Source organism: Pseudotabrizicola sp. 4114 (assembly GCF_031457365.1).
Classification (GTDB): Bacteria; Pseudomonadota; Alphaproteobacteria; order Rhodobacterales; family Rhodobacteraceae; genus Pseudotabrizicola.
In genome coordinates this window covers 1-20,515 of the sequence record NZ_JAVDWP010000014.1, presented here as the reverse complement: position 1 = coordinate 20,515, position 20,515 = coordinate 1, and the positions used below count along the sequence as shown (strand labels likewise).

Here is a 20,515-nt window from a genome sequence, read left to right as displayed (position 1 = left end):
CTCAGCGGAACAGGCTGTTTCGGACAGGGAATCTTCCATCAAACGTGATCGGCACGCCCACATTGGTCGCTGGATCGACGGCATGGATGTGGAGATGAGGCTCTGTTGTGTTACCGGAGTTGCCGACCAGCCCGATCCTGGTGCCGACGCTGACTTGCTGGTCGACGTCGACGCTGACGCTGCCCGTCTGCAGGTGCGCGAGCTCGACGCGCAGGCCGTCGCACAGGATCACCACGTGGTTTCCGGCCGGGTTCTCGCGATCTGCCTCCGGCGGCACCAGGTCTGGAAGGCCATCCACGATACCGGTGACGGTTCCGTCGCACGGACTCACCACCGGATTGCCGAAAATCTCGTAACGGTTGAGTTCGTCGGGGAGGATACCCGAAGCACGAAAGCCTGCGGGGCCGACTGCAGTGATATCGGCGGCGTAACGCTGCGCGTCGTGACCGGCATGCTTGTTGAGAAGCGTATTGCCGCCCCCCTGACCGATCACGAAACGGCCATCCCGTAGCGGGAAAGCAAGATCCTGTGTCGCACCCGGCGGTGTGGTCCCGCTGACGACGTAGACCAGAGCGGCGCCGAAGGCAGCCAGTGAAATCAACGTGGGAAAGCGCGCCTTGAGGAAAGCGCTGCGCTCCGGAGGGGCAAAGGGGCGTCGGACATGGCGAACCAATGAAACGGTGACCGAAACCGCCAGGACCGCCATCAGTACGAACTGTAGATAGTAGCCTGCAATGTCCCAGCGGCCGACGAGTATGATCAGCGCAGAGAAGACACAGGCGTCGGCAACCGCGAGCAGCCAGCCGAGGATCGAGGACTCGTCCAGTCGCCAGATGTGCCAGGCATAGAAGAGCGGGAGCCCGATACAGACGAGCAGCAGGATGGCGACGACAATGATCATGGGCGATCACCGGATCTGGCATGCTGCGCGCCCCGGACGCAGCCCTCCATGTTGGTGCCGTCGGGGTTGAGCATGAACGCGCCGTAATGGTTGCTCACACCTTCACGCAAATCAGGCGCACCATTGTCATCCGCGTCCTCCCCAATCGCGGCGCGATGAAGAGCGCCCACCGCATCCTTGCCCGGCGCAATGAAAGGATGGTGCAACGCGCTCAGGTAGTCCTCTGACGGCCTCGTCGTTCCGATCCGGAAATAGGGATGGGGTTCTTCGGCGCTTCGACCGAACGGGAAGGATTCCGGGCTGTTGCTCCTGGTGGCAAGATCGAGAGCCGCAGCCATCGCGTCGTGGAAACGGCGCGCCTTTGCGAGGTCTGAGACCACTATCCCAGTATAGTCAAGCATGCTGCGACAACGCCGACACGAGCCTCGGGTTCCAGATTGGTAGCAAGGTTGCCAGCGCAATCCGCCGCGAGCGCTTTCACGTCTCGGACGATGGCAATGGGGGCCTCGCGCATTCGCCGAGATCGTCGGAGTTGCGAGTCCGTCCTTCCTGCAGGTCATAGTGATCTTCGGACCGGCCTCGTCGGCCTTCTGCTGACGCGAAGGTCTGCCGCCCGCCTCAGCAGGTAGCTCCCCGAACGGGGCTGACCAATCCCCCTGACAGGCAGGCCCGGCGCCGCCGCGCACGGGAACCGACGAAGGGTGGCATTGCGTTGGTCCCCTGAATGCCCGTCCGTTCCGGCGGCAATAGAAAGGACCTTCAACTATGTCGGACTTCACCCTTTATTACTGGCCTGTCCCGTTCCGTGGCGAGTTCGTCCGTGCCATCCTCGCCCATGCCAACGCGACAGTTGACGAGCCCGGCAGCGATGCCGTCAGCGAGATGATGCAGATGGACCCGCGCGATCAGCCGGTTCCCCACATGGCGCCGCCGATGCTGGTGGAGAACGCCTCCTGTCTTTACAGAATGCGCGATAAAGGATGGTGCGGGCGGCATCCCGCGAGCCTCCGGGGCCGTCTATGAAGCTCGTTTGCCGGCAAGGGAGCCGCCGGTTTCTTCGCATTCATCCTGAACAGTTGATTGGGGCTGTTGGCGCAAACCCCGCCTGTGTTTCGGCGTGCAATTTTGACCCCTTAAGGCGGGGTATCGGCGTCCAATTTTGACCCCCCTGATGTTTTGTCAGACCGTTCGTTGTTGGGCAGCGAGCGGAGTGGGGGATGAAGCGGGTGGATACGATCGCGCGGGTCAGACGGGCTTACTATGTCCAGAAGTGGTCGGTGAAGAAGATCGTGCGGGAACTGCACGTGTCGCGGAATACCGTCCGGAAGATCCTGCGGTCTGACGAGACGGACTTCAGCTACGAGCGTGAGCGCCAGCCGATGCCGCGGATCGGGCCGTGGCAGGGACAGCTTGAGCAGTTCCTGTCTTCCAACGCGAACAAGCCGTCGCGGGAACGGCTGACGCTGATCCGCATCTTTGAGGATCTGCGTGGCCTGGGCTACGAGGGTGGCTATGATGCCGTTCGCCGGTTCGCGAAGGGTTGGTCGCAGAACCAGGGCGCGATGACGGTGGAAGCTTACGTGCCGCTCTACTATGCGCCCGGCGAGGCGTATCAGTTCGACTGGAGCCATGAGATCGTTGTGATCTCGGGCGTCACGGTAACGGTCAAGGTGGCGCACGTCCGGCTTTGTCACAGCCGGATGATGTTCGCCCGGGCTTACATGCGCGAGAGCCAGGAGATGGTCTTTGACGCGCATGATCGGGCCTTCGCCTTCTTCAGGGGCACCTGCACACGTGGCATCTACGACAACATGAAGACGGCGGTGGAGGCGGTCTTTACCGGCAAGGAACGGCACTACAACCGCCGCTTCCTGCAGATGTGCAGCCACTACCTGGTCCAACCCGTCGCTTGCACGCCAGCCTCAGGCTGGGAGAAGGGTCAGGTCGAGAACCAGGTCGGGCTGGTGCGGGAACGGTTCTTCACGCCGCGCCTGCGGGTGAAGAGCATCGACGAACTGAACGCCTGGCTGCTGGACAAATGCGTGGCCTACGCAAAGGCGCACCGCCATGTGGAAGAGACCGACAAGACGATCTGGGAGATGTTCGAGGCCGAGCGGCCCCACCTCGTTCCATACGTCGGCCGCTTCGATGGCTTCCACAGCGTGCCAGCCTCTGTGTCGAAGACCTGCACGGTGCGGTTCGACAATAACAAATACTCGGTCTTGGCCACGGCCGTCGGACGCCCCGTAGATGTGCATGCTTACGCCGAACGCATCGTCATCCGACAGGATGGCGTGGTGGTTGGCGAACATGCCCGCGCCTTCGGGCGAGGCCAGACGGTCTATGATCCGTGGCATTATGTGCCTGTGCTGGCACGCAAACCCGGCGCGCTGCGTAATGGGGCTCCGTTCAAGGACTGGGTGCTTCCACCCGCCATGGCCGCGATCCGGCGCAAGCTGAAGGGCAACGATGATGGCGACCGGCAGCCTTACGGCGAATGTTCCATTCGCCTATCGGCCCACGGATGGTCCAGATTCTGAGCTGCGTGCCCGATGACGGGCTGCAGGCTGTCGAAGCCGCCTGCCGGGAAGCCGTGGATCAGGGCGTCCATTCCGCGCCTGTCGTCATCAACATCCTCGCCCGACGACGCGACCCAACCCCACCGCCACTTCTACTCACCCCCCACCGCGCTGCGCCTGACCCACGAACCCGTGGCCGATTGCGCTCGCTACGACAGCCGCGCCATGCGGGATGTGATGTTCGAGGCCTTCCAGCGCGGCCGCACCGACTGAACAAACCACCAACCACTGAACCTGTCCCCCACCCGCCCCCGAGGCGGGTTTTGCATTTCTGGAGACCATCATGCCGACCACGACCTATGCCCATTTCCGCGAGGTGTCCGAAAGCGCTTGGCGTTGGCCCAGCTTTTCCCCGGCCGAGATCGCCTGCCGCGGCACCGGGGCGATCAAAATCAACACCGAAGCGATGGACAAGCTGCAGTCCCTGCGCAACCGTCTCGGCAAGCCGCTGATCGTCCGCTCCGGCTATCGTAGTCCCAGCCAGAACCGCGCTGTCGGCGGGGCCCCGGCCTCCAAGCACATGCTGGGCACCGCCTTCGACATCGCCATGTCGAACCATGATCCCGTGGCCTTTGCTGAAGCCGCCCGCGCCGTGGGCTTCCTCGGCTTCGGCACCTATCCCCGCTCGGGCTTCATGCACATCGACCTCGGCCTAGCCCGCATCGGGGGAGAACCCTTCGCCCCGCGCTCCACGCCCTTTGTGCCGGAAACCCAGCGCGATCTGCTTCATCCGCTCGCGCAGGTAGTGGTACTGGATTTCCGCCTGGAGGTAGAACACCCGCAGCGGGCGTGGCGGGGTGAAGCCGAGAAACGGCACCCCGGCGGCCATGTGCACGAGCCAGCTGATCAGGAGATCGCTCTTGCCGACCTTGGGTGCACCGCCCAGCACCAGCAGGCCCCCCGGCGTCAGCACGCGGGGCGAGATGATGTCCTCGGGCATTGGGCTCACGTCATCCAGCAGCGCGCCCAAGGTGAAGGCGGGCATCTCGTCTGGCGCGGGAGCGGCGCTGTCGAGCCGGATCAGGGGTGGCCCGTATTTCTGGACATGCAGATCCCAGAGCCGTTCGGACTCGCGTTGTAGGCGTTCGACCGGCCAGGCGGGCCGCAACATGGCGGCGTTATAGCCGCAGATGCCTTCCCAACCTTCGTCTTTCGACATCCGGCCCTCATGGACCATGCGGATGAAATGCCCGATCGCCGCACTGGCACCCTCGAAACGCGACCAGTCATCCTGCGCGCCTTCGCGCACCGGCGTGGTCAGCACCTCGCGCATGGCGGGTTTGTCCGGGTAGCTGAAATCGGGCTGCAGGGAGATGCCCGGCGTGGGCGGCATGTCGGCAACCGCCTCGATGAATTCGCCCAGATCGCGTTCCAGCGTCGGGTTCAGCGCCACGATCCGGACCTGTGTCTTCAGGCCGTTCTTGGAATAGACCGAGCCTGCCACCCGGATCGGCTGATGGGCCGAGCGGAAATGCATGTCGCCACCGGCCTTGGCAGCAATGTCGCCCCGCAGGCGGCACACACGCAGGATGTCAGCGCCTTCTGCGGGCTCGCTGAGCTTCCACTACACATGACACTTGCGCTGACCCTCGGACGTGACGCCGCCGCTTTCGACCACCATGGTGGGCTGGCCGAGGTGGCGTTCCAGATGGGCCCGTTTCGTGGCGATGTCGCCGCTGTCGATATCCACCACTACGGCCTGCATCTGCAGGATCTCGGCGGCCTTGGCCTGTCCTGCGGCTGCGACCGTGCCGGGGATCACATAGACCGCCGCGCCCTCACGCGAGGCCCAAACGGCGAACGTCGCCATCTTTTCCTGTGTCTCGGTATTCGCCTCGATCCAGATGTTATGCGGGCGGCCGTCGATGCCCTGCCCCTTGTCGATGAAAATGCGGACCGGGATCAGACCGTCGCAATAGCCGAAGACGACCTGCATGAACTGCGCAATCTGCGCGGGGTCGGGCTCGTCGCCGAAGCCGTCGAAAATGGGGGCCGCGTCGTTGAAGTCGCGCCACGGATTGAAGTGGACAATGTTCTCGTTGGGCGTTTTCAGCGGACTGACGTCGCCCAAGGCGGGGTCCTGGTCGGGATCAGATCGGTCGATGGGATCGTCGGTCACGCGGCCAACCCCCAACACCGGCCAGCATGGGCGCAGAACCGGCATTCGAAGAAGTCGCGGCTGGCGGCGATGCGCGGCAACAGATCGCCTGCATCGGTGGCCTGAAGGATCCGCACCGCGCGGTCGGACATGCGCTGCGCGAGAGCCGCGTCAAACGGCACCAGTTCGTGGTGTAGCTCGGCCGTGTCCTTGTTGATCGCGGTAAACAGCGCCGGTGCGGACGAAATCCCCGGCACCGAAGGTTCCATGTAGGCCTGGTAGATCGCAATCTGGGCTGCATAGACAGGCTTGGAGACCGTGACCCCGTCCTTGACACAGGCGCGCCAGTTCTTGGCGTTCATGGTCTTGCACTCCCAGAGCGCGGGGGTACGCAGACCGAGTGCTGCCGGGGCGTCTGCGATGATCCCGTCGACATGGCCCCGGATGCGGCCGCCCGCGACGGAAAAGCCGAACTGATCCCCATCGGGGCGATTGCCCTTGCGGGTGTAGAGGTCGATCCCGGCCGCACGCAGCCAGCGGATTGCCAGATCCTCGAGCTGGTGGCCGATTTCGAAGATCCGCAGCGTCTGGCCGCCGAAATCCGCGCCTTCGTCCTTTGGCGCACCTGCAAATTCGAACTGCAAGGCGCGTTCGCAGGCATGCCCCAGCCGGGATGCACCGAGATAGGTCCGGGGCGGCGTCGCCTCGCGCTTGGCAATGAGTGCTGCGTCGACCAATGCGTTGATCCGGTCGGCCATGGAGGGGCGCGGGTTGAAATCCAGTGTCAAAACGGCACCTCCGCCGTGGCGGCAATGCGCGACATCTCGGCGACGTAGCCTTCGAGCACCTCCTCAATCAGCGCCGTGACATCGGCCGCTGTGAGATCGCGAAGCCGCTTGTCCCAGCCGATCTGGTCCATGGTCTGGCCCAGTCGCTTCATCACCAGCGCGATGGCGATGCGTTCTTCTTCAGTCGTTCCCTGCATGGTCAGTCCTTTGCGATGGCGGGTCGCAAACCATGCCTGGCAGGGCATCGAGCAGAACCAGCGATGGTTGCGGGGGCGAGGTTTGGTCGGATTGAAGAAGCCGAAGCCTTGCGCCGGGCGCAGGCAGACGGCGCAAGGTTGCAGGCGCGGGTGCCAATGGCGCGACGGTTCAGGCGGGATTGCGATGTGCGCGCCATGGCTCACGCTGCCCTCCCGATGTCCGGGCTGGCGCGGCCAACGAGCTGGCGGATCTCGCGCTTGTTGAAGCCGAAGGTCATCAGCGCCGAAGCGCGATAGCGGGTCAGGCCGTAATCCTGCCGAAACAATGGCGGCAGATATTGCAGCTGCTTTTCGGTCGCTGCCTGCTTCAGCCAGCCCTTCGATTTGAAGGCGCTCTCGTCGGTCTCGTATTCGTTCAGCCAGTCATCGGCCTGTGCGAGGCAGACTGTGCGCTCGCCCACGCCCAGAAGCCGCGGCGCACGACCCTTCGATCCGCCGACGGCGTGCCAGCGTCCATCGAGATAGAAGATCCCGCCCCAGGCATTGAAGCCGTTGGCCATCAGTGCCGCATCATCGCCGAACAGATCGACCCATGCGAAACTCGACCGCTTCAGAAGGTCAATCTCGGACATGATGAAGCCCGACAGCGGGGTGGCATCCGCACCTTCGCCGATCTCCGGGATCTCGCGCGGGAACGCCTCGCCGCACAGCGGGCATTCGGTGGCAGCGAGCGGGATCTCCGCTTCGCAGGCTGGGCAGGTCTTGGTCGGTGCATCACCGGTCTCGGTCCTGCCGTCCAGATCGACATCCTGTTCCAGCGTGCCGTGGATCAGGCTCGATGTCCCGAAGTCCAGCACGATGCAGTCGGTCTTGACGATGCCGGGGTTTTCCTCGGGATCCACCGTGCGCAGGCCCCGGCCGACCATCTGGATCATGGTCGATTTGTAGGAACTGGGGCGCAGTAGTACGACGCAGGAGGTGGGCGGATGATCCCAGCCCTCGGTCAGCACCGCCACGTTGACGATGACGCGGATTTCGCCCGCAGCATAGGCGGCAAGGATCCGGCGGCGCGTTCCGGCATCGAGATCGCCATGGATGACGGCCGCTGAAATGCCCGCACCGTTGAAGGCGGCAGCGACATTTTCGGCATGGGCGACGGTGGAACAGAAGACGACGGTCGGCCGCGCGCTTGCCTTTTCCTGCCAGTGCCGGACCACCTCGGCGGTCACCGGCGCGCGGTTCAGGATCTGCGCAACCTCGGTCATGTCATAGTCGGCGGCGGTCTTGCGCACGGCGCGCAACTGCTCCTGCACGCACACATCGATGATGAAAGTGCGCGGCGGCACCAGATGGCCCGACGCGATCAGCTCGCTCAACCGGACCTGATCGCCGACATTGTCGAAGATTTCGCGCAGACCTTTGCAGTCTCCCCGGTTCGGCGTGGCCGTGACGCCGAAGATCCGGCAAGCGGGGTTGGCACCCCGGACATGGTCGATGATCCGGCGATAGCTGTCGGCCACCGCATGATGCGCCTCATCGATGACCAGCAGGTCCAGCGTGGGCATCGCGGCCAGATTGGCGGGCCGCGTCAGTGTCGGCACCATGGCAAAGGTCGCCCGCCCGGCCCAGCTCTTGGTCTCGGCATCGACCACCGAGGTTGAGATGTCAGGTGCGACCCGGCCGAACTTGGTCCGATTCTGTGCGGTCAGCTCGTCGCGATGCGCGAGAATGCAGGCCTTGGCGTCGCTCCCCTCAAGGGACTTCGCGACGACCGCCGACAGGGCGATGGTCTTTCCGAACCCCGTCGAGGCGATGCTGAGGGTGTTGCCGTGATCGCAGAGCGCAGCGAGGCTGCGCTCCACGAACAGGTTTTGACGGGGACGAAGGCGCATCGATCAGACCCTCACTGCGCCCAGGACGGACGGCCGGGCACGCCAGCCGACGGCTGCGGTGCCGCGGCGGTTTGCTGGACAGCCGCTGCGGCGGGCTGCCCGGCAAAGGACGGCGTCAGCCCCATGTTCTGGGCGTAATCCCGGTGGTCCGGCGTCACCGCGCTGCGGATCTCGTTCTTGTCGTCGCCGCTGGCATCGGTGCCCACGTCGATCCGCGCGAGGAATTCGATCCCGTCAAGATCCTTCAGCCCGCTGATCCGGCGCGCGGACTGCGCCTGCGGCGACTGGTCCTTGTCGGAAATCCCGCGCGCCGAATTCAGCATGCCGCGCACCAGGCTGCGGCCCATGTTCGCCCAGTCCGGGCCCTTGGGGCTGTAGAGCCCGATCAGGGTGAAGATCTTGCGCCGGGCATACTGACCTTCGGTGACGGTGAACTCGCCGTTCAGATAGACCGCACCGGTCGATCCGCGCGTGGCGTAGCCGCCGGTCCAGCCCTGCGCGGCATCGTCGAAGCCGCCGGGCCGGATCGTCAGGCGCACCTTGGCCAGTGTGCCTTTCGGGATGAGGTTGGTATTGCTCTGCGCGTCGTTGAAATCGTTCCAGGACCCCATGGGGTGCCTCCTTCTGTGATCAGGATTGCGGGTGTTCGGGCGTGGCTACCTCGACAGGCGGCTGATAGGTCAGCCGCTCAAATGCCGGGGCAGTGGGCTTGCGGATCTTGGCCATCAAGCGGCCAAGGTGCGGTTCTTCGACCGGGCCAAGGCGGCCGGAGCGATCCTTGGCCGGAAAGCCCCAGGGGGTTGATCGTCTGGCAGACAAAAGCGCGGTAGGGATCGCCCCCTTCGGCTTTCAGTTCTGCCATGGTGATCACCTCATCGACGATCCCCGGCAGCTCCAGCCCGGTCTTCGATCCGTCGATCTGCGGCTGAAAGACCTTGCGGTTGAAGTCGTCGAGCTTCTCGTCGAGGATGCCGACGAACCAGACATTCTTGGCCCGCGTGTGCTGCAGATGCGTGAGCCAGGCGATCATCTCGCGGCCATGCAGCCCGTAGGCCCCGCGCACGTCCGGCTTGCCGGTCTTTTCCGACAGCGCCTCGGGCTGGCCCTTGCACCATTGAAAGCAGAGCCGCCCGGCGACAGTGATCGAGTCAACGAAGACGGTGTCGTAGCGATCAAGGGCGGCCGGGTCGCCGAACTTCTGGCACACGGCGGCGTGGTGCGCCGGGCTGTAGGGCTGCTCGTCGCGCAGGCTGGGGTTCGCCCCACCGATGAACACCGCGAAGTCCCGGCATTCCGCCCATGTACGCGGCCGGATGCTGTCGCCCGGCCAACCCTCTATGGCGAGATCGCCCGCTTCCAGATCCATGAACAGCGTGCGGGCGGGGTCCAGCGTCCAAAGGAGGCTGGTCTTGCCGATTCCGGATTTCCCGAAGATGCAGCCCTTGATGCCGCGCGGTTCGGCCAGTCGCTGGTCGGCGGTGATGATCGGCAGGGTCACTTCGCACCCCCTTGCGGGAGGATCTCGACCTTCAGCGTGCCAGTCCGCACCGTGCGTGCGGGCTCGAACCCCTGACGGATGGCCTCGGGCCAGGCGACATAGTTGCGCTCTGGCACCTTGAAGCTGACCTCGACATATTCGGCGGGGTCGTCCCCGGCGGCGCGGATACGCTCGACCATGGCGGCCAGGCAGTCCTGATCCCAATCCACCCGCTTGGGCAGATCGGCGACGATGGTGAAATCACCCTCGTCGAAGCGAACGGTGCCGGTGTCCTTGCCGGATGCGCTGCGCACTTCGGCTGCGCGAGTGGCAAACCGGACTTCCAGCGCAGTGCTGAAACGGGCGGTCACGGCTTTCATCTGCTTGGCCGCCGCGTCAATCTCGCGCTGCATGGCGGCCAGCAGGTCCACCGGAAGCAGGGCGATCTCGCCTGCGGGCAGGTTGATCAACTCGTCGATGCCGGGCGTGTTGTCGGGGAAAGGCATTATGGTCTCCAGATTGGGGAATGGGGTTCAGGCGGCCTCGAGTAGGCGCACCGAGAGGGACGCTCCGGCCTGGCGGGGCTTGCGCCGGGCGACGGCGATGTAGGCGAACTGGTCGGGTCCGATCCGGGCCTGAACGAGATGGACGAGGTCCTGTTCGGCAGCGCGCAGGGCGGCATCGGCGGTGCGGCGCAAGCTTGAGCGGCGTTCGGGCGAAAGAGGCGAGGCCGAGCCGAAGGTGTCGACGGCGAGAAAGCCGCGATGGTAGACCAGCGTTTCGCCGGGTTCGGCCTGCGCGATCCAGGCCGAAAGCCCGATTTCATCGAGCGCCGGACCGGCTGCGCCGAAGATCGATACGACGCCGGTTGCGCGGAGGGTGGAATGACGGGCCATCATGCCGCGCCCCGCTCGGCGGTGCTGCGGCGCTGGCGTGCCTGCTCATAGGCCAGCACATCCTCGAGGCGGTAAACCACGCGTCCGCCGATCTTCAGGAAGGCCGGGCCATCGCCGGTCCAGCGCCAGCGTTCAAGGGTGCGCGCGGAGATGGTCCAGCGCGCGGCAAGTTCAGTCTGGTTCAGGCAGGTTCTCGTCTGCATCGTTCCGCTCCCGGTGTTCTGTTGGGAGGAAGATGCACGGTCCTGTGAGGGGATGTCGTCGGGATCAGAGTGGGATACGGCGGGGGATTGGCCGAGAGACTGCAATCATGGGATGAATCACGCGGTGGGGGATCGCCATCCTCCCCCATCCCCCTGCGCATCCCACGGCGAGGATCTTACGGGGCCGCCTGGGAAGTCTGGACTCAGAGTCCGGCGAGTCGATAGGCCCCGCGACCGTTCGACTCGATCAGCAGTGGCCAGTCCTTCTTCGACTTGAAGATGTCGGACATCTTGAGGCTGCGCGACCCCGCCGACGCCAGCACAGCCTTGCCGCTTTGCCACGGATCGCCCCGCAAGGCTGCCGCGTGCAGGATGCGCACCACCTGTGCCTGAATAGCCCCCAGCCGGAAATCATGGCCGCTGCAGCGGACGTGATGGTAATCGGCGGAGGCGTGAAAGGCATTGGCCTGCTTCACGCCAGCCGCACCACGGAATCCGGATTTCGCCTCGAAACGGTCGCGTTCCTCGCGGCTTAACACGAGATCGGGCTTGCGGATCGTGAGGGTCTCGCGCGATCCAAAGAAACAGGCATAGTCCGCCTTCGTGGTGCGGAACCGGGTGACGCTGACCTCGCCGATACGGAAAAGCTGGAATACATCCTGGACATGCAGATCGAGAAGCCCCTTGAAAGATGACCGCTCAGAGGGGATCGAGTAGCACCTGCCGTCGTCGGTTTCCTCGAAGTCGCCGAACTCGATCGGCAGGTTGAGGATCCGGATCGAGAGTCGCAACTGGTCATTCTCGGCCAGATAGGCGACGTCGGCCTCGGGCAATGACCACCGGTCAAGCACCTCCGCCAGGGTGAAATATGCCTTCTCGATCTCCATCCTGGCCCCCGATTCCGATGCGAAGTGTTTGGCTTTTGTTCTAGCCGCTTGACGATCCCAATTCAATCCTGTCTTATCCAATCTTATCCACATGGCGCTGGGGACAATATGAGAGAGAACCATACCTTGGCCGACCGCCTGCGGGCCCGTTCCGATCAGCTTGGCCTGGCACCTGCCCATGTCGCAGAAATGGCGGGGGTCAACCGCTCCTTCGTCTATGACATCCTGCGCGGGCGATCCGTGCGCCCCCGCATCGACCGGCTTGCCGATGTGGCCCGCGTCCTGAAGGTCGATCGCGACTGGCTGATCCACGGCATCGGCGAGGTTGAGGGGCCCTCCCCCTTCGTCGAGAACCCCGACGATGCCTTCGTGGCGATTGCCCATGCCGCGCCTCGCCCCGCCATGGGGGGCGGCGCGGTGGTGACCGAGGATGGCGATACGCCAGGCCGCGCCTATCACTTTCGCCAGTCGTGGATCCGCCAAAAACTGAAGGCCAGCCCCTCGCAGCTTAGGATCATGCATGTGGAAGGCGACAGCATGGCACCGACCCTGCTGAGCGGCGATGCGGTGCTGGTCGACATGACACGCCAGTTGCCCAACCCGCCCGGCATCTTCGTGCTCGACGATGGCATGGGGCTGGTCGCCAAGCGGCTCGAACATATCCCGAACAGCGATCCACCCGCAGTGCGGGTGATCTCGGACAACAAGCTCTATCCCGAGTATGAACGCACCGCCGACGAGATCCGCATCATCGGCCGCATCCGCTGGTTCGCGCGGGAAATCTGACGATGGGCGTTGCCAGGATCAGCGCCGCTTCGACCGAAGGACAGCAGCCCTTCCTGCCGGGCTTCCTACGCGCCGTCCCAACCCCGGAAATGAAAAAAACGCCCGCGAGATTTCTCTCCGGGCGCAACTCTGCGATGATTTAAACATGCGTCAAGAGGGGCAGGATTGTCAACGTGATTTTCTGTTTGTTTGCTGAGGGATGAGCGAAGAGACCCCACATCACCGCCGCAACAGCACTCTTCCCTCAGCCGGCTGCTGAAATAGTCGACTCTCGACCCTGTTTCCGGAACGTGATTCACTCGTCGCACCGTAACGGCGGGGTGATGATGTGTGGGACGGACGAGACGAGACGAGCGGTTTGCTGTTCAGCTATGTCGACCTTGATGCCCGCATCCCCGCCCGGCATCCGTTGAGCAAGATCCGGCAGGTGGTACATATCAGTATGACCGATTGTGACGTGGGCGGGCACCACCATGGTATTTGGACAACCAGACGAGGGACTATGGGCTACATTGTTATTTTATCGGGAGCAGGCATTTCAGCCGAAAGCGGGCTGGGCACGTTTCGGGACAAGGGCGGGATGTGGGCGAAGTTCAATCCAGCCGACCTGGCCAACCCGCGCGCCTTTGCCAAAGATCCTGCACGGGTCCACGAGTTCTACAACTTGCGCCGTACAGCCTGCGTTGCGGCTGAACCGAACGCCGCCCATCTTGCTTTGGCAAGGCTCGAGCGCGACTTTTCCGGCAAAGTGCTCATCGTGACCCAGAACGTCGACGATCTGCACCAGCGGGCGGGCTCGGTCGATGTTCTTCAAATGCACGGCGCCCTTTTTCGCGCCAAATGCGCTGGTTGTGGAGAGAAATGGCAAGCCGCCCTGATCATGACCGCAGACGACACATGCCCAAGCTGTGGAGCAAAAGCCTGCCGCCCTGATATCGTATGGTTCGGTGAAAGCCCCTACCACATGGCGGAGATCCGCGCTGCCATTGCGGCTTGCGATCTTTTCGTCGTGATCGGAAGTTCAGGCACAGTTTATCCTGCGGCCGGATTTGCAGCTGTCGCGCAGGAACACGGGATCAGAACCTTGTCAATAAATCTGGATCATCCCGCTGGCGCGAGCAGCTTCGACGAAATGATGACCGGACCAGCCTCCCGCATGGTTCCGCGTTGGGTCGAGCAGGTTCTTGGGGCGGCGTAGTTTTCAATTATTGTTACGGTCCAACCAATAACGGGCCGTGGCGGTAACATCCGCGTCGAACTCCGCCTTGTCCACGATCCAGCGCAAGTAATCTGCCGGGGCTTCGGAGAAAAGGAGACCCCTGTGCTTTCCAAACCCTATACGACGCAGCAGCACCGGCGCTGCGGAGATGCCCACCATCTCTTCGATCGTGCTTTCCTGAAGAAGCCGGATCAGAACATGTGCTGTGACGTAGGCGTCCGGCAAGGCACGATGCGGTGGCATGGCGGCCGCGCGGTCAAACCCTGTGGCATGGTCAAGATTTAACCAATAGCGCAGGACTTGGTTGCTGTGAGCAGGAGCGTCCGGCCAGACCACCAATGCACATTTGTAGGTGTCGATCCAGGCTCGCCCATCACCCTTGTGGAAATGCTGTTCAAACGAGGCGTTGTGCGCAACAAGGATGTCATGCGGGCCACAGCCTAGGAACAGTAGCGGCCAGAGTTCCTGAATCGCACAGGCCTCGGCAACATCTTCTTCAAGAATGTGATGCACCGCCTTGACCTCGGGCGGAATGAGCCCAACGGGCTTAGCGAAGGATTGCCATCTGTCCGCCACGGTCAACGTATTGGGATCGACGTCGACATAGGCCAGTTCGATCACTTCGGCCCCGGCGTCTTCGGGCACGCCTGTCGTTTCGTAGTCGATCACGCGCAGTCGCCGCACTTCGCTTGTCATCCGTCACTCCTGAGTGTTTGCCGATATCCGCGGAACCGAATGGACACGATGCACAGTGCCCGTTCCATCGGGTTATCTGAACAATGTCGAGTGATTTCCAGTTGCGAAATACACCTGAACAGGGCCCCCAAAGACAAACTTAGAAGTTCTCTCAGAAGTCGGGATCGTCCCTGCCGACAAAGCTGAGCGCCTTCATGAGCCGCAGCATGGCCGGCACATAGCCTGGAATGGATGGCTCGCCCTCAGCATTCATGAAATGCGCTTCGACCATTTCCATTGCCTCACGCCCAAGTTCGGGGTGAATATCGAGGAAGATGCATCCCGGCCCACCTTCAATCCAGACTTTATTTTCCTCGAAGCCCGCACAGAGGCTCCAGCCGATCTGCTTCGCATCCAGCCAATCTGTGATTTCAGAAACATCAGTGTAGATATCCTTGAAGTCACCGTCTTCGTCGATCAGGGCAAGATAATACACGTCCCGTTTGAGGCGCCGGGCAACGCCATCGATGGTCTCAAGCACTTCAGCCATTTGGCTCTCCTCTGGTGTCGCCTTACATTATGCTGGCGAAGGGGCGCAGTGACCGCCCGCTCTGCTTGCATTCAGCAAGTGTCGAACAGGTCTGGTCGGTTTTCGATCAGTTTTGCCATGTGGTCAAAGCGGTGGGATCCGCCGTCGAACATGACAACTGGCAGACGTCCCTTGACAAAATTTAGCGTTGCCTGCGCGTCCAAAATTTCATCACCCATGTCCAGAACTATGGTTCCCTGTCCGTCCAAGCGAAAGGTGAGCGCATTATAGGCCGTCACGCAACTTTCCGTCAGTTCAAACGGCTCTCCGACATGGTTGACGCCATGGCCAACGTAGGCTTGCAAGGTCTTGCTCGGTACGATTGAGGGGTTGATCGCAATGAACGGACGGTCAAACTCAGCGCCCAGCCAAGCGGCATAGAAGCCGCCAAGGCTTGTTCCGACGACAATCGCCTCGGGATGTAGTTTCAACCGTGCTGGATACTTTTCGAAGACCACCTGCGGATGCATGGTGTAGTTGACCGTGATTCCATCAACCGGGCGCATCTTGGCAAGGGCGCGGATCTTGTTCTTGCTGGGGTCAAAGCGCGAGCCCCATCCGTGGCAATACAGAATGCTGACGGCTTCATGCTCGCCTGAAGTTCTCGATTGGCTTTTCATGTCCTCTCCACGTGGTCATCTGTTGCATTTTCTCATGGGTATGCGTCAATATCGGACGGGTGCCTTCTAGCGACGAGCCTGAAAAGCTTGCCTGCATAAATGGGCTGTTTCACATTGGAGCGGCGCTGTTGCCGCGGCCGCAAAACCCGCCTCACGGCGAGAGTTGCAAAAATCATGCACCATTTCGGCGAAATCCCAGCACCGGTCAGTACAACAAGGCAAGGTTTCTTATCTCATTTGTCCATTCCAAGGGGCTCCACCGTAGATTTGTGGATCGGCTGTCTGCCAGTCTCGGGTAAGGCCGTCTTTTTCTGTAAGGGATCGCGCTGTCAGTTTGACGGCTGAGGTTCTGTCACCGCGTTTCACGCTGATACCGGTTAGCCGTTTGGGGTGCTCGTCGAACGACATGAAGTCCAACTCGCCAGAGCAGAACGCTTCGACCAAGCGCGCTATTACTCGTGGATGCATCTGGATCTCAGGCATCATGTGAGCATTTCCATCAATGCGGACTGATACGGTCACCGTCTCGGCATTGCCGTCGTTGGCGCGCAGGGAGTGGTATTCGGGGAGTGACGGCATTGCCTGTCCTTTCAAGATAGCTGCGCTTCGCTTCCAAAGTGAGATGCTACATCAACATAAGCATCAAGCTGCGTCAGATTCGGACGCGCCCATTATATCCGGGTCGCATTCTTGTTCTTGCTAAGCTCATTACCTGCACGTCCATATCTGTCGCATGCGCCCGCTATCTCTGTCAAAACTGATGGAGATCGACAATGACCCACGAACAACACCTCGCCCTTGATCTGATCGCCCGGCTGGCCAACCGTTTCGGTCCAGCAAGCCGCATTGCAAAGGAGCTACCCGGCTGGCTGGAATACCTGACCGAAGTGGAATGCCCCGAGCGGCCCCGTACCCGGCCAAGCACCCAATGGTGGAACAAGGTCCGGTCCATCGCGCGCGACCTTGTGCCCGCTGCAGGGGGCGGCGAGGGCGAGATCGTTCAGCGCAATGCTGCCCTCTTTGGGGATCATTTCGGGTTGTCCCCCGTCGAAACTTCCATGCTGACCTTCGTTGCCCTCTACAAGTTGTTCGACGGGTTTGAACATGTCGTCGATGGGGCACTGGAAACCAAGGAGGTCACGGTGCCGCTCCTGCTGTCGTGGTTCTGCGCGGCCCCTGAGCCTGAAATCCGGGCCGCGATGCGCGCCTCGGGCCGACTGACGGGCTCGGGGCTGGTGCAGCGCAACCGCGGCGGGCGCCACAACCGGATGCCGTTCAACCTGTCAGACCGCTTGGCCCTCGCGCTCTTGGCCGAGGTGGACAGCATTGCCGATTTGATCGCGCTGATGTTTCCGCCCGCGGCTGCGCCTCAGGCAGAATGGCAGGACTTCGAGGGACTGGGAAGCGATGCCGACCTTATGCGCGACTTGCTAGCCCGCGCGTTGGAAGGGCGCAGACCGGGCGTACACATCCTGCTCTACGGCCCGCCGGGTACCGGAAAGACGGAATTCGCTAAGGTACTGGCGTGCAAGATTGGTGCGGACCTGCGCGCAGTGGGGGAAACCGACGATGACGGCGGAGAACCGTCGCGCCGGGAGCGCCTAGCCGAATTGACCATGGCGTCCCGTATGTTGGGGCAAAGGTCGGACACCGTGCTGTTGTTTGACGAGATGGAAGATCTTTTCGGCGCGGGGGGCTTTCCCTTCAGCCGCGAGATGCTGTCGAAGGTCCATTTTAACCGGATCCTCGAAACCAACCCGATCCCGGTGATCTGGACCACGAACTCGGTTCAAGCGTGTGATCCCGCCTTTCTGCGACGGATCAGCTATTCGGCGATGATGCGCCCACCATCGGGCCGGGTCCGGGCGCGGATCTGGCAACGGCTTGAACAACGCCATGGGACAGGCATTCCGGATGCGGTCCTGCCGGCGATGGCGGAAAGGCACGATCAGGCCCCGGCGCTGGTGTCTGACGCGATGCGGATGGCACGGCTTTGCAATGGGGGGGAAGCGGTAGTCTCGCAGGTGCTGGATGCGGCCGCACGGCTGGCAAAAGGCGGTGCGGACAGCGCGCCGCGCCATCACTCAGAAGTGCCTTGGCAAAACCACCTTGCCGGTGCCGACGCGGATCTTAGCCAGATCGAGGCACGGCTGGCGGCCCCGAGCGCGCCACGGCGGATCAGTTTCTGTCTCGAGGGACCGGCGGGGACCGGCAAAAGCGCTTGGGCGCGGCATCTGGCCCGCGTGATAGGGATGCCGGTGATCGAAAAGCGCGCATCGGACCTGATGTCAAAATGGCTTGGCGACAGCGAGCAGAACATCGCGCGGGCCTTTTCCGAGGCGCGCGCCGATGGTGCCATGCTGATCTTCGACGAGGCAGACAGCCTGCTTGCCGACCGTCGGGGCGCCGAACGCAGCTGGGAGGTCAGCCAGGTCAATGAAATGCTGACCTGGATGGAAAGCCACCCGCTGCCCTTCGTCTGCACGACCAACTTCGTCGAGAAGCTCGACCCCGCCACGCAGCGCCGGTTCACCTTCCGCATCAGCTTCGACTACCTTTCCGCACACCAACTTCCGCTGGCATGGGCCGCGCATTTTCCGTGTTCGCCACCAGCCGGGTTGACGGCGCTCGATCGACTCGCTCCTGGGGATTTCGCAAACGTCGCCCGCAGGATGCGAGCACTGGGCAATGCGGACCCACAGGACATCCTGGGCGAGCTGATCCGTGAAGATGCGGCAAAGATGGGGGCGGCGCGGCCGATCGGCTTTGGCCGTTGACGCCAGAGTATTGCGCCGCAATGGTTGCTTTACATTGTTAGGAGGACCCATGCGCTACGCTCGCCAGGAAGATCTGCAGAAACTGGCTCTGACGATGCAGGGGTCAGCTGAAGGAATTTCCCTGGCCGATATTGAACTTGAATTCAAAGTATCCCGTCGGACGGCAGAACGCATGCGTGATGCCGTACGCAACGCATACCCCCAGATAGAGGAGATTTCCGGCGAAAGCGGACGAAAGTATTGGCGTTTTCCGCCCGGGTCATTGGGCAGGATGGTCGAGCCGACTCTGGACGAACTAACCGCCGGACACCGCGCGGCCGCTATTGCACGGCGGGAGGGTGATGAGGTGACGGCTGACACGCTTGAGCGCCTGTTGACAAAGGTGCAGGCAATGTTCCGCGAGGATCGCCGTCGGACGATTGCCGCTGACCTTGAAGCGCAGTTGATGGCTGATGGTGTCGCCTTTCGACCTGGACCTCGTGAAAACATTTCCTCTGAGATTTTATCTGCACTTCGTGAGTCAATCCTCGCTGGGGTAATGATCTCGGCCGATCATCGCGCTCGTGGCACTGCAAAACTCTCACGCAATACCCGGCTCGGCCCGATTGCGATGCTATTTGGTCAGGGGCGCCAATACTTGTTGGCGTGGAGTGAATACCAGGACGATCTGCGTCTGTTTGCATTGGCTGGTTTCGAGCGAATTTCTTTAGAACCCGATGTCTATGAACGCCCCAATGGCTTCGATCTACAGGACTGGCTGTCAGAGAGCTTCGGCATCTGGCGCGAGGAACCGCAGGATGTCGTCTGGCGCTTTCTGCCTGAAGTCGCAGATGAGGCTGCGGGATATGTATTCCATCCAAAACAACAGACCGAGCGTCTGGCTGACGGGTCGCTGATGGTCCGTTTCCGCGCCGGAGGACGGCAGGAGATGGAATGGTATCTGGTGAGATGGGGCGATCAGGTCGAAGCGCAATTCTTGGAGGTTTCTGGAACCTCTGCCTCTGATACGCCCGAAAATGACGTAGCCAAGCCGTAGTCTGAATTCGAATCGGCAAAGAAAGAACAGAACTTGCTTCGAACCAGCACATCCCACCCCCTTCGCATCGACAGCCTGCAAATTGGCAACGGTCATCTCGGTTTGACCCTTTGCCCCGGCAAGAAAGGCGACAGTGTCTTTGGCGCGGGATGGGACCGCGATCTGGACGTTGATCTAGACGTAATAAAGGCTTGGGGGGCGCAAGCAGTCCTGACCTTGATCGAGGATTCTGAGTTCGATCTGCTTTCCGTCACGGGTCTTGGCGATGCGGTAAGGGCACGCGGCATGGACTGGCATCACGTCCCGATCCCGGATCTGAGTGTGCCAACGCCAAAGTACATGGCGCGGTGGCGCGAGTTGTCGCCCCACCTTCATCGCATCCTGGAAAATGGCGGCCGGGTGCTGGTCCATTGCCGGGGTGGGCTGGGACGCGCGGGAACGATTGCCGCCCTTCTGCTGGTTGAGCGCGGGCGCCCAGCGAGCGAGGCCATGACCCTCGTCCGCGCTGCACGGCCCGGGGCAATAGAGACGCGGGTTCAGGAGCGCCTTGTGACCGATTACGCCCGACATGAAGGGCTGCCGCTGATCCGACTGCATGCAAGTCTTCTGGGTGGTGCCATCGGGGACAGTCTGGGTGCCGAGATCGAGTTCCTGTCGCTCACGGAAATCCGCCGTCGTTACCCGGACGGCATTTCGGAGCTGCCACCGCACATGGGGCTGCATGGCGCCATCACAGACGACACCCAGATGACGCTGTTCACGGCCGAGGGGATCATACGCGCGCAGGTTCGCGGCGTCCTTAACAGGCTGCTGAAGAAGTCTGCGGGGCGGAACGGTTTTCCTTGCGGAGGCTGTCGGCATTCCGCGTCGCGCCGTTCCATGTTGCAAGCATGCG

General features: G+C 62.4%; 22 protein-coding genes and 3 pseudogenes. 8 read left to right on the top strand and 17 right to left on the bottom strand.

What is annotated here, in order from left to right; genetic code table 11:
• Position 1: 1 nt before the first annotated feature.
• Together J2X53_RS19690 and J2X53_RS19685 are read right to left on the bottom strand one after the other, a co-directional pair.
• On the bottom strand, positions 2-901 hold the full coding sequence (locus J2X53_RS19690; protein ID WP_349039201.1) for a M23 family metallopeptidase: 900 nt from the start codon (positions 899-901) through the stop codon (positions 2-4).
• A complete protein-coding gene (locus tag J2X53_RS19685; protein ID WP_349039200.1) occupies positions 898-1,302 on the bottom strand; it encodes a hypothetical protein in 405 nt (134 codons plus the stop codon). Before J2X53_RS19685 ends, J2X53_RS19690 begins: the two co-directional genes overlap by 4 nt.
• Before the next feature lie 364 nt (positions 1,303-1,666).
• Between J2X53_RS19685 and J2X53_RS19680 the strand changes: the two genes are divergently transcribed.
• From J2X53_RS19680 to J2X53_RS19670, 3 genes and pseudogenes are all read left to right on the top strand, one after another.
• A complete protein-coding gene (locus J2X53_RS19680; protein ID WP_349039199.1) occupies positions 1,667-1,924 on the top strand; it encodes a hypothetical protein in 258 nt (85 codons plus the stop codon).
• 194 nt (positions 1,925-2,118) lie between these two features.
• Positions 2,119-3,693 (top strand): annotated as a pseudogene (gene istA / locus J2X53_RS19675) (IS21 family transposase).
• A 70-nt stretch (positions 3,694-3,763) separates the two neighbouring features.
• Positions 3,764-4,081, top strand: a pseudogene (locus J2X53_RS19670) (D-Ala-D-Ala carboxypeptidase family metallohydrolase); the annotation flags it as partial.
• A gap of 51 nt (positions 4,082-4,132) precedes the next feature.
• Here the strand turns inward: J2X53_RS19670 and J2X53_RS19665 are convergent.
• The 11 genes and pseudogenes from J2X53_RS19665 to J2X53_RS19615 all read right to left on the bottom strand — a co-directional run bounded on the left by J2X53_RS19665 (position 4,133) and on the right by J2X53_RS19615 (position 11,918).
• On the bottom strand, positions 4,133-5,002 hold the full coding sequence (locus J2X53_RS19665; protein WP_349039198.1) for an AAA family ATPase: 870 nt from the start codon (positions 5,000-5,002) through the stop codon (positions 4,133-4,135).
• Positions 5,003-5,044: 42 nt separating this feature from the next.
• The gene (locus tag J2X53_RS19660; protein WP_349039197.1) at positions 5,045-5,599 is read right to left on the bottom strand and encodes a hypothetical protein; all 555 of its coding nucleotides are present in this window, start codon (positions 5,597-5,599) and stop codon (positions 5,045-5,047) included.
• A complete protein-coding gene (locus J2X53_RS19655) occupies positions 5,596-6,366 on the bottom strand; it encodes a hypothetical protein (protein WP_349039196.1) in 771 nt (256 codons plus the stop codon). The genes J2X53_RS19660 and J2X53_RS19655 overlap by 4 nt, the downstream gene beginning before the upstream one ends.
• Complete coding sequence (locus tag J2X53_RS19650) at positions 6,363-6,767, bottom strand: DUF6511 domain-containing protein (protein WP_349039195.1); 405 nt, start codon at positions 6,765-6,767, stop codon at positions 6,363-6,365. Before J2X53_RS19650 ends, J2X53_RS19655 begins: the two co-directional genes overlap by 4 nt.
• The gene (locus J2X53_RS19645; RefSeq protein WP_349039194.1) at positions 6,764-8,455 is read right to left on the bottom strand and encodes a DEAD/DEAH box helicase; all 1,692 of its coding nucleotides are present in this window, start codon (positions 8,453-8,455) and stop codon (positions 6,764-6,766) included. Before J2X53_RS19645 ends, J2X53_RS19650 begins: the two co-directional genes overlap by 4 nt.
• An 11-nt stretch (positions 8,456-8,466) precedes the next feature.
• Complete coding sequence (locus tag J2X53_RS19640) at positions 8,467-9,066, bottom strand: hypothetical protein (protein WP_349039193.1); 600 nt, start codon at positions 9,064-9,066, stop codon at positions 8,467-8,469.
• A 19-nt stretch (positions 9,067-9,085) separates the two neighbouring features.
• Positions 9,086-9,953 (bottom strand): annotated as a pseudogene (locus tag J2X53_RS19635) (ATP-binding protein).
• The gene (locus tag J2X53_RS19630; protein ID WP_349039192.1) at positions 9,950-10,438 is read right to left on the bottom strand and encodes a hypothetical protein; all 489 of its coding nucleotides are present in this window, start codon (positions 10,436-10,438) and stop codon (positions 9,950-9,952) included. The pseudogene J2X53_RS19635 and the gene J2X53_RS19630 overlap by 4 nt, the downstream one beginning before the upstream one ends.
• 27 nt (positions 10,439-10,465) lie before the next feature.
• Complete coding sequence (locus J2X53_RS19625) at positions 10,466-10,828, bottom strand: hypothetical protein (RefSeq protein ID WP_349039191.1); 363 nt, start codon at positions 10,826-10,828, stop codon at positions 10,466-10,468.
• Positions 10,828-11,031: a helix-turn-helix domain-containing protein gene (locus J2X53_RS19620; protein ID WP_349039190.1), complete on the bottom strand. Its 204-nt coding sequence runs from the start codon at positions 11,029-11,031 to the stop codon at positions 10,828-10,830. The genes J2X53_RS19625 and J2X53_RS19620 overlap by 1 nt, the downstream gene beginning before the upstream one ends.
• 203 nt (positions 11,032-11,234) lie before the next feature.
• Entirely contained in the window at positions 11,235-11,918 is a 684-nt protein-coding gene (locus tag J2X53_RS19615; RefSeq protein WP_349039189.1) for a hypothetical protein, read from the bottom strand.
• Positions 11,919-12,026: 108 nt separating this feature from the next.
• On the opposite strand from J2X53_RS19615, the gene J2X53_RS19610 reads away from it, so the two are divergent.
• Positions 12,027-12,704 (top strand): LexA family transcriptional regulator, encoded by a 678-nt coding sequence (locus tag J2X53_RS19610; protein ID WP_349039188.1) that lies wholly within the window; start codon positions 12,027-12,029, stop codon positions 12,702-12,704.
• 502 nt (positions 12,705-13,206) lie between these two features.
• Positions 13,207-13,902 carry an NAD-dependent deacylase gene (locus J2X53_RS19605; protein ID WP_349039244.1) on the top strand — a complete coding sequence of 232 codons (696 nt, stop codon included), beginning with the start codon at positions 13,207-13,209 and terminating at the stop codon, positions 13,900-13,902.
• Positions 13,903-13,905: 3 nt separating this feature from the next.
• On the opposite strand, the gene J2X53_RS19600 is transcribed toward J2X53_RS19605, so the two are convergent.
• From J2X53_RS19600 to J2X53_RS19585, 4 genes are all read right to left on the bottom strand, one after another.
• Positions 13,906-14,619, bottom strand: coding sequence for an exonuclease domain-containing protein (locus tag J2X53_RS19600; RefSeq protein ID WP_349039187.1), 714 nt, complete (start codon positions 14,617-14,619; stop codon positions 13,906-13,908).
• Between the two features lie 151 nt (positions 14,620-14,770).
• On the bottom strand, positions 14,771-15,148 hold the full coding sequence (locus J2X53_RS19595) for a hypothetical protein (RefSeq protein WP_349039186.1): 378 nt from the start codon (positions 15,146-15,148) through the stop codon (positions 14,771-14,773).
• Positions 15,149-15,219: 71 nt separating this feature from the next.
• A complete protein-coding gene (locus J2X53_RS19590) occupies positions 15,220-15,807 on the bottom strand; it encodes a YqiA/YcfP family alpha/beta fold hydrolase (protein WP_349039185.1) in 588 nt (195 codons plus the stop codon).
• A 228-nt stretch (positions 15,808-16,035) separates the two neighbouring features.
• On the bottom strand, positions 16,036-16,386 hold the full coding sequence (locus J2X53_RS19585; RefSeq protein WP_349039184.1) for a hypothetical protein: 351 nt from the start codon (positions 16,384-16,386) through the stop codon (positions 16,036-16,038).
• Positions 16,387-16,865: 479 nt separating this feature from the next.
• Between J2X53_RS19585 and J2X53_RS19580 the strand changes: the two genes are divergently transcribed.
• The 3 genes from J2X53_RS19580 to J2X53_RS19570 all read left to right on the top strand — a co-directional run.
• Positions 16,866-18,584: an AAA family ATPase gene (locus tag J2X53_RS19580; protein ID WP_349039183.1), complete on the top strand. Its 1,719-nt coding sequence runs from the start codon at positions 16,866-16,868 to the stop codon at positions 18,582-18,584.
• 49 nt (positions 18,585-18,633) lie between these two features.
• Entirely contained in the window at positions 18,634-19,620 is a 987-nt protein-coding gene (locus J2X53_RS19575) for a WYL domain-containing protein (RefSeq protein WP_349039182.1), read from the top strand.
• Between the two features lie 33 nt (positions 19,621-19,653).
• Positions 19,654-20,515 (top strand): ADP-ribosylglycohydrolase family protein (locus tag J2X53_RS19570; RefSeq protein ID WP_349039181.1); only part of this gene is annotated, 862 nt, incomplete at its 3' end.

Bases quoted from the DNA above. Each gene is read 5' to 3' on its own strand.
- J2X53_RS19595 (WP_349039186.1), bottom strand. From the start codon at position 15,148: ATGGCTGAAGTGCTTGAGACCATCGATGGCGTTGCCCGGCGCCTCAAA.
- J2X53_RS19580 (WP_349039183.1), top strand. From the start codon at position 16,866: ATGCTGACCTTCGTTGCCCTCTACAAGTTGTTCGACGGGTTTGAACAT.
- J2X53_RS19590 (WP_349039185.1), bottom strand. From the start codon at position 15,807: ATGAAAAGCCAATCGAGAACTTCAGGCGAGCATGAAGCCGTCAGCATT.
- J2X53_RS19620 (WP_349039190.1), bottom strand. From the start codon at position 11,031: ATGCAGACGAGAACCTGCCTGAACCAGACTGAACTTGCCGCGCGCTGG.
- J2X53_RS19630 (WP_349039192.1), bottom strand. From the start codon at position 10,438: ATGCCTTTCCCCGACAACACGCCCGGCATCGACGAGTTGATCAACCTG.
- J2X53_RS19585 (WP_349039184.1), bottom strand. From the start codon at position 16,386: ATGCCGTCACTCCCCGAATACCACTCCCTGCGCGCCAACGACGGCAAT.
- J2X53_RS19640 (WP_349039193.1), bottom strand. From the start codon at position 9,066: ATGGGGTCCTGGAACGATTTCAACGACGCGCAGAGCAATACCAACCTC.
- J2X53_RS19575 (WP_349039182.1), top strand. From the start codon at position 18,634: ATGCGCTACGCTCGCCAGGAAGATCTGCAGAAACTGGCTCTGACGATG.
- J2X53_RS19625 (WP_349039191.1), bottom strand. From the start codon at position 10,828: ATGGCCCGTCATTCCACCCTCCGCGCAACCGGCGTCGTATCGATCTTC.
- J2X53_RS19685 (WP_349039200.1), bottom strand. From the start codon at position 1,302: ATGCTTGACTATACTGGGATAGTGGTCTCAGACCTCGCAAAGGCGCGC.
- J2X53_RS19645 (WP_349039194.1), bottom strand. From the start codon at position 8,455: ATGCGCCTTCGTCCCCGTCAAAACCTGTTCGTGGAGCGCAGCCTCGCT.
- J2X53_RS19605 (WP_349039244.1), top strand. From the start codon at position 13,207: ATGGGCTACATTGTTATTTTATCGGGAGCAGGCATTTCAGCCGAAAGC.
- J2X53_RS19680 (WP_349039199.1), top strand. From the start codon at position 1,667: ATGTCGGACTTCACCCTTTATTACTGGCCTGTCCCGTTCCGTGGCGAG.
- J2X53_RS19615 (WP_349039189.1), bottom strand. From the start codon at position 11,918: ATGGAGATCGAGAAGGCATATTTCACCCTGGCGGAGGTGCTTGACCGG.
- J2X53_RS19690 (WP_349039201.1), bottom strand. From the start codon at position 901: ATGATCATTGTCGTCGCCATCCTGCTGCTCGTCTGTATCGGGCTCCCG.
- J2X53_RS19600 (WP_349039187.1), bottom strand. From the start codon at position 14,619: ATGACAAGCGAAGTGCGGCGACTGCGCGTGATCGACTACGAAACGACA.
- J2X53_RS19610 (WP_349039188.1), top strand. From the start codon at position 12,027: ATGAGAGAGAACCATACCTTGGCCGACCGCCTGCGGGCCCGTTCCGAT.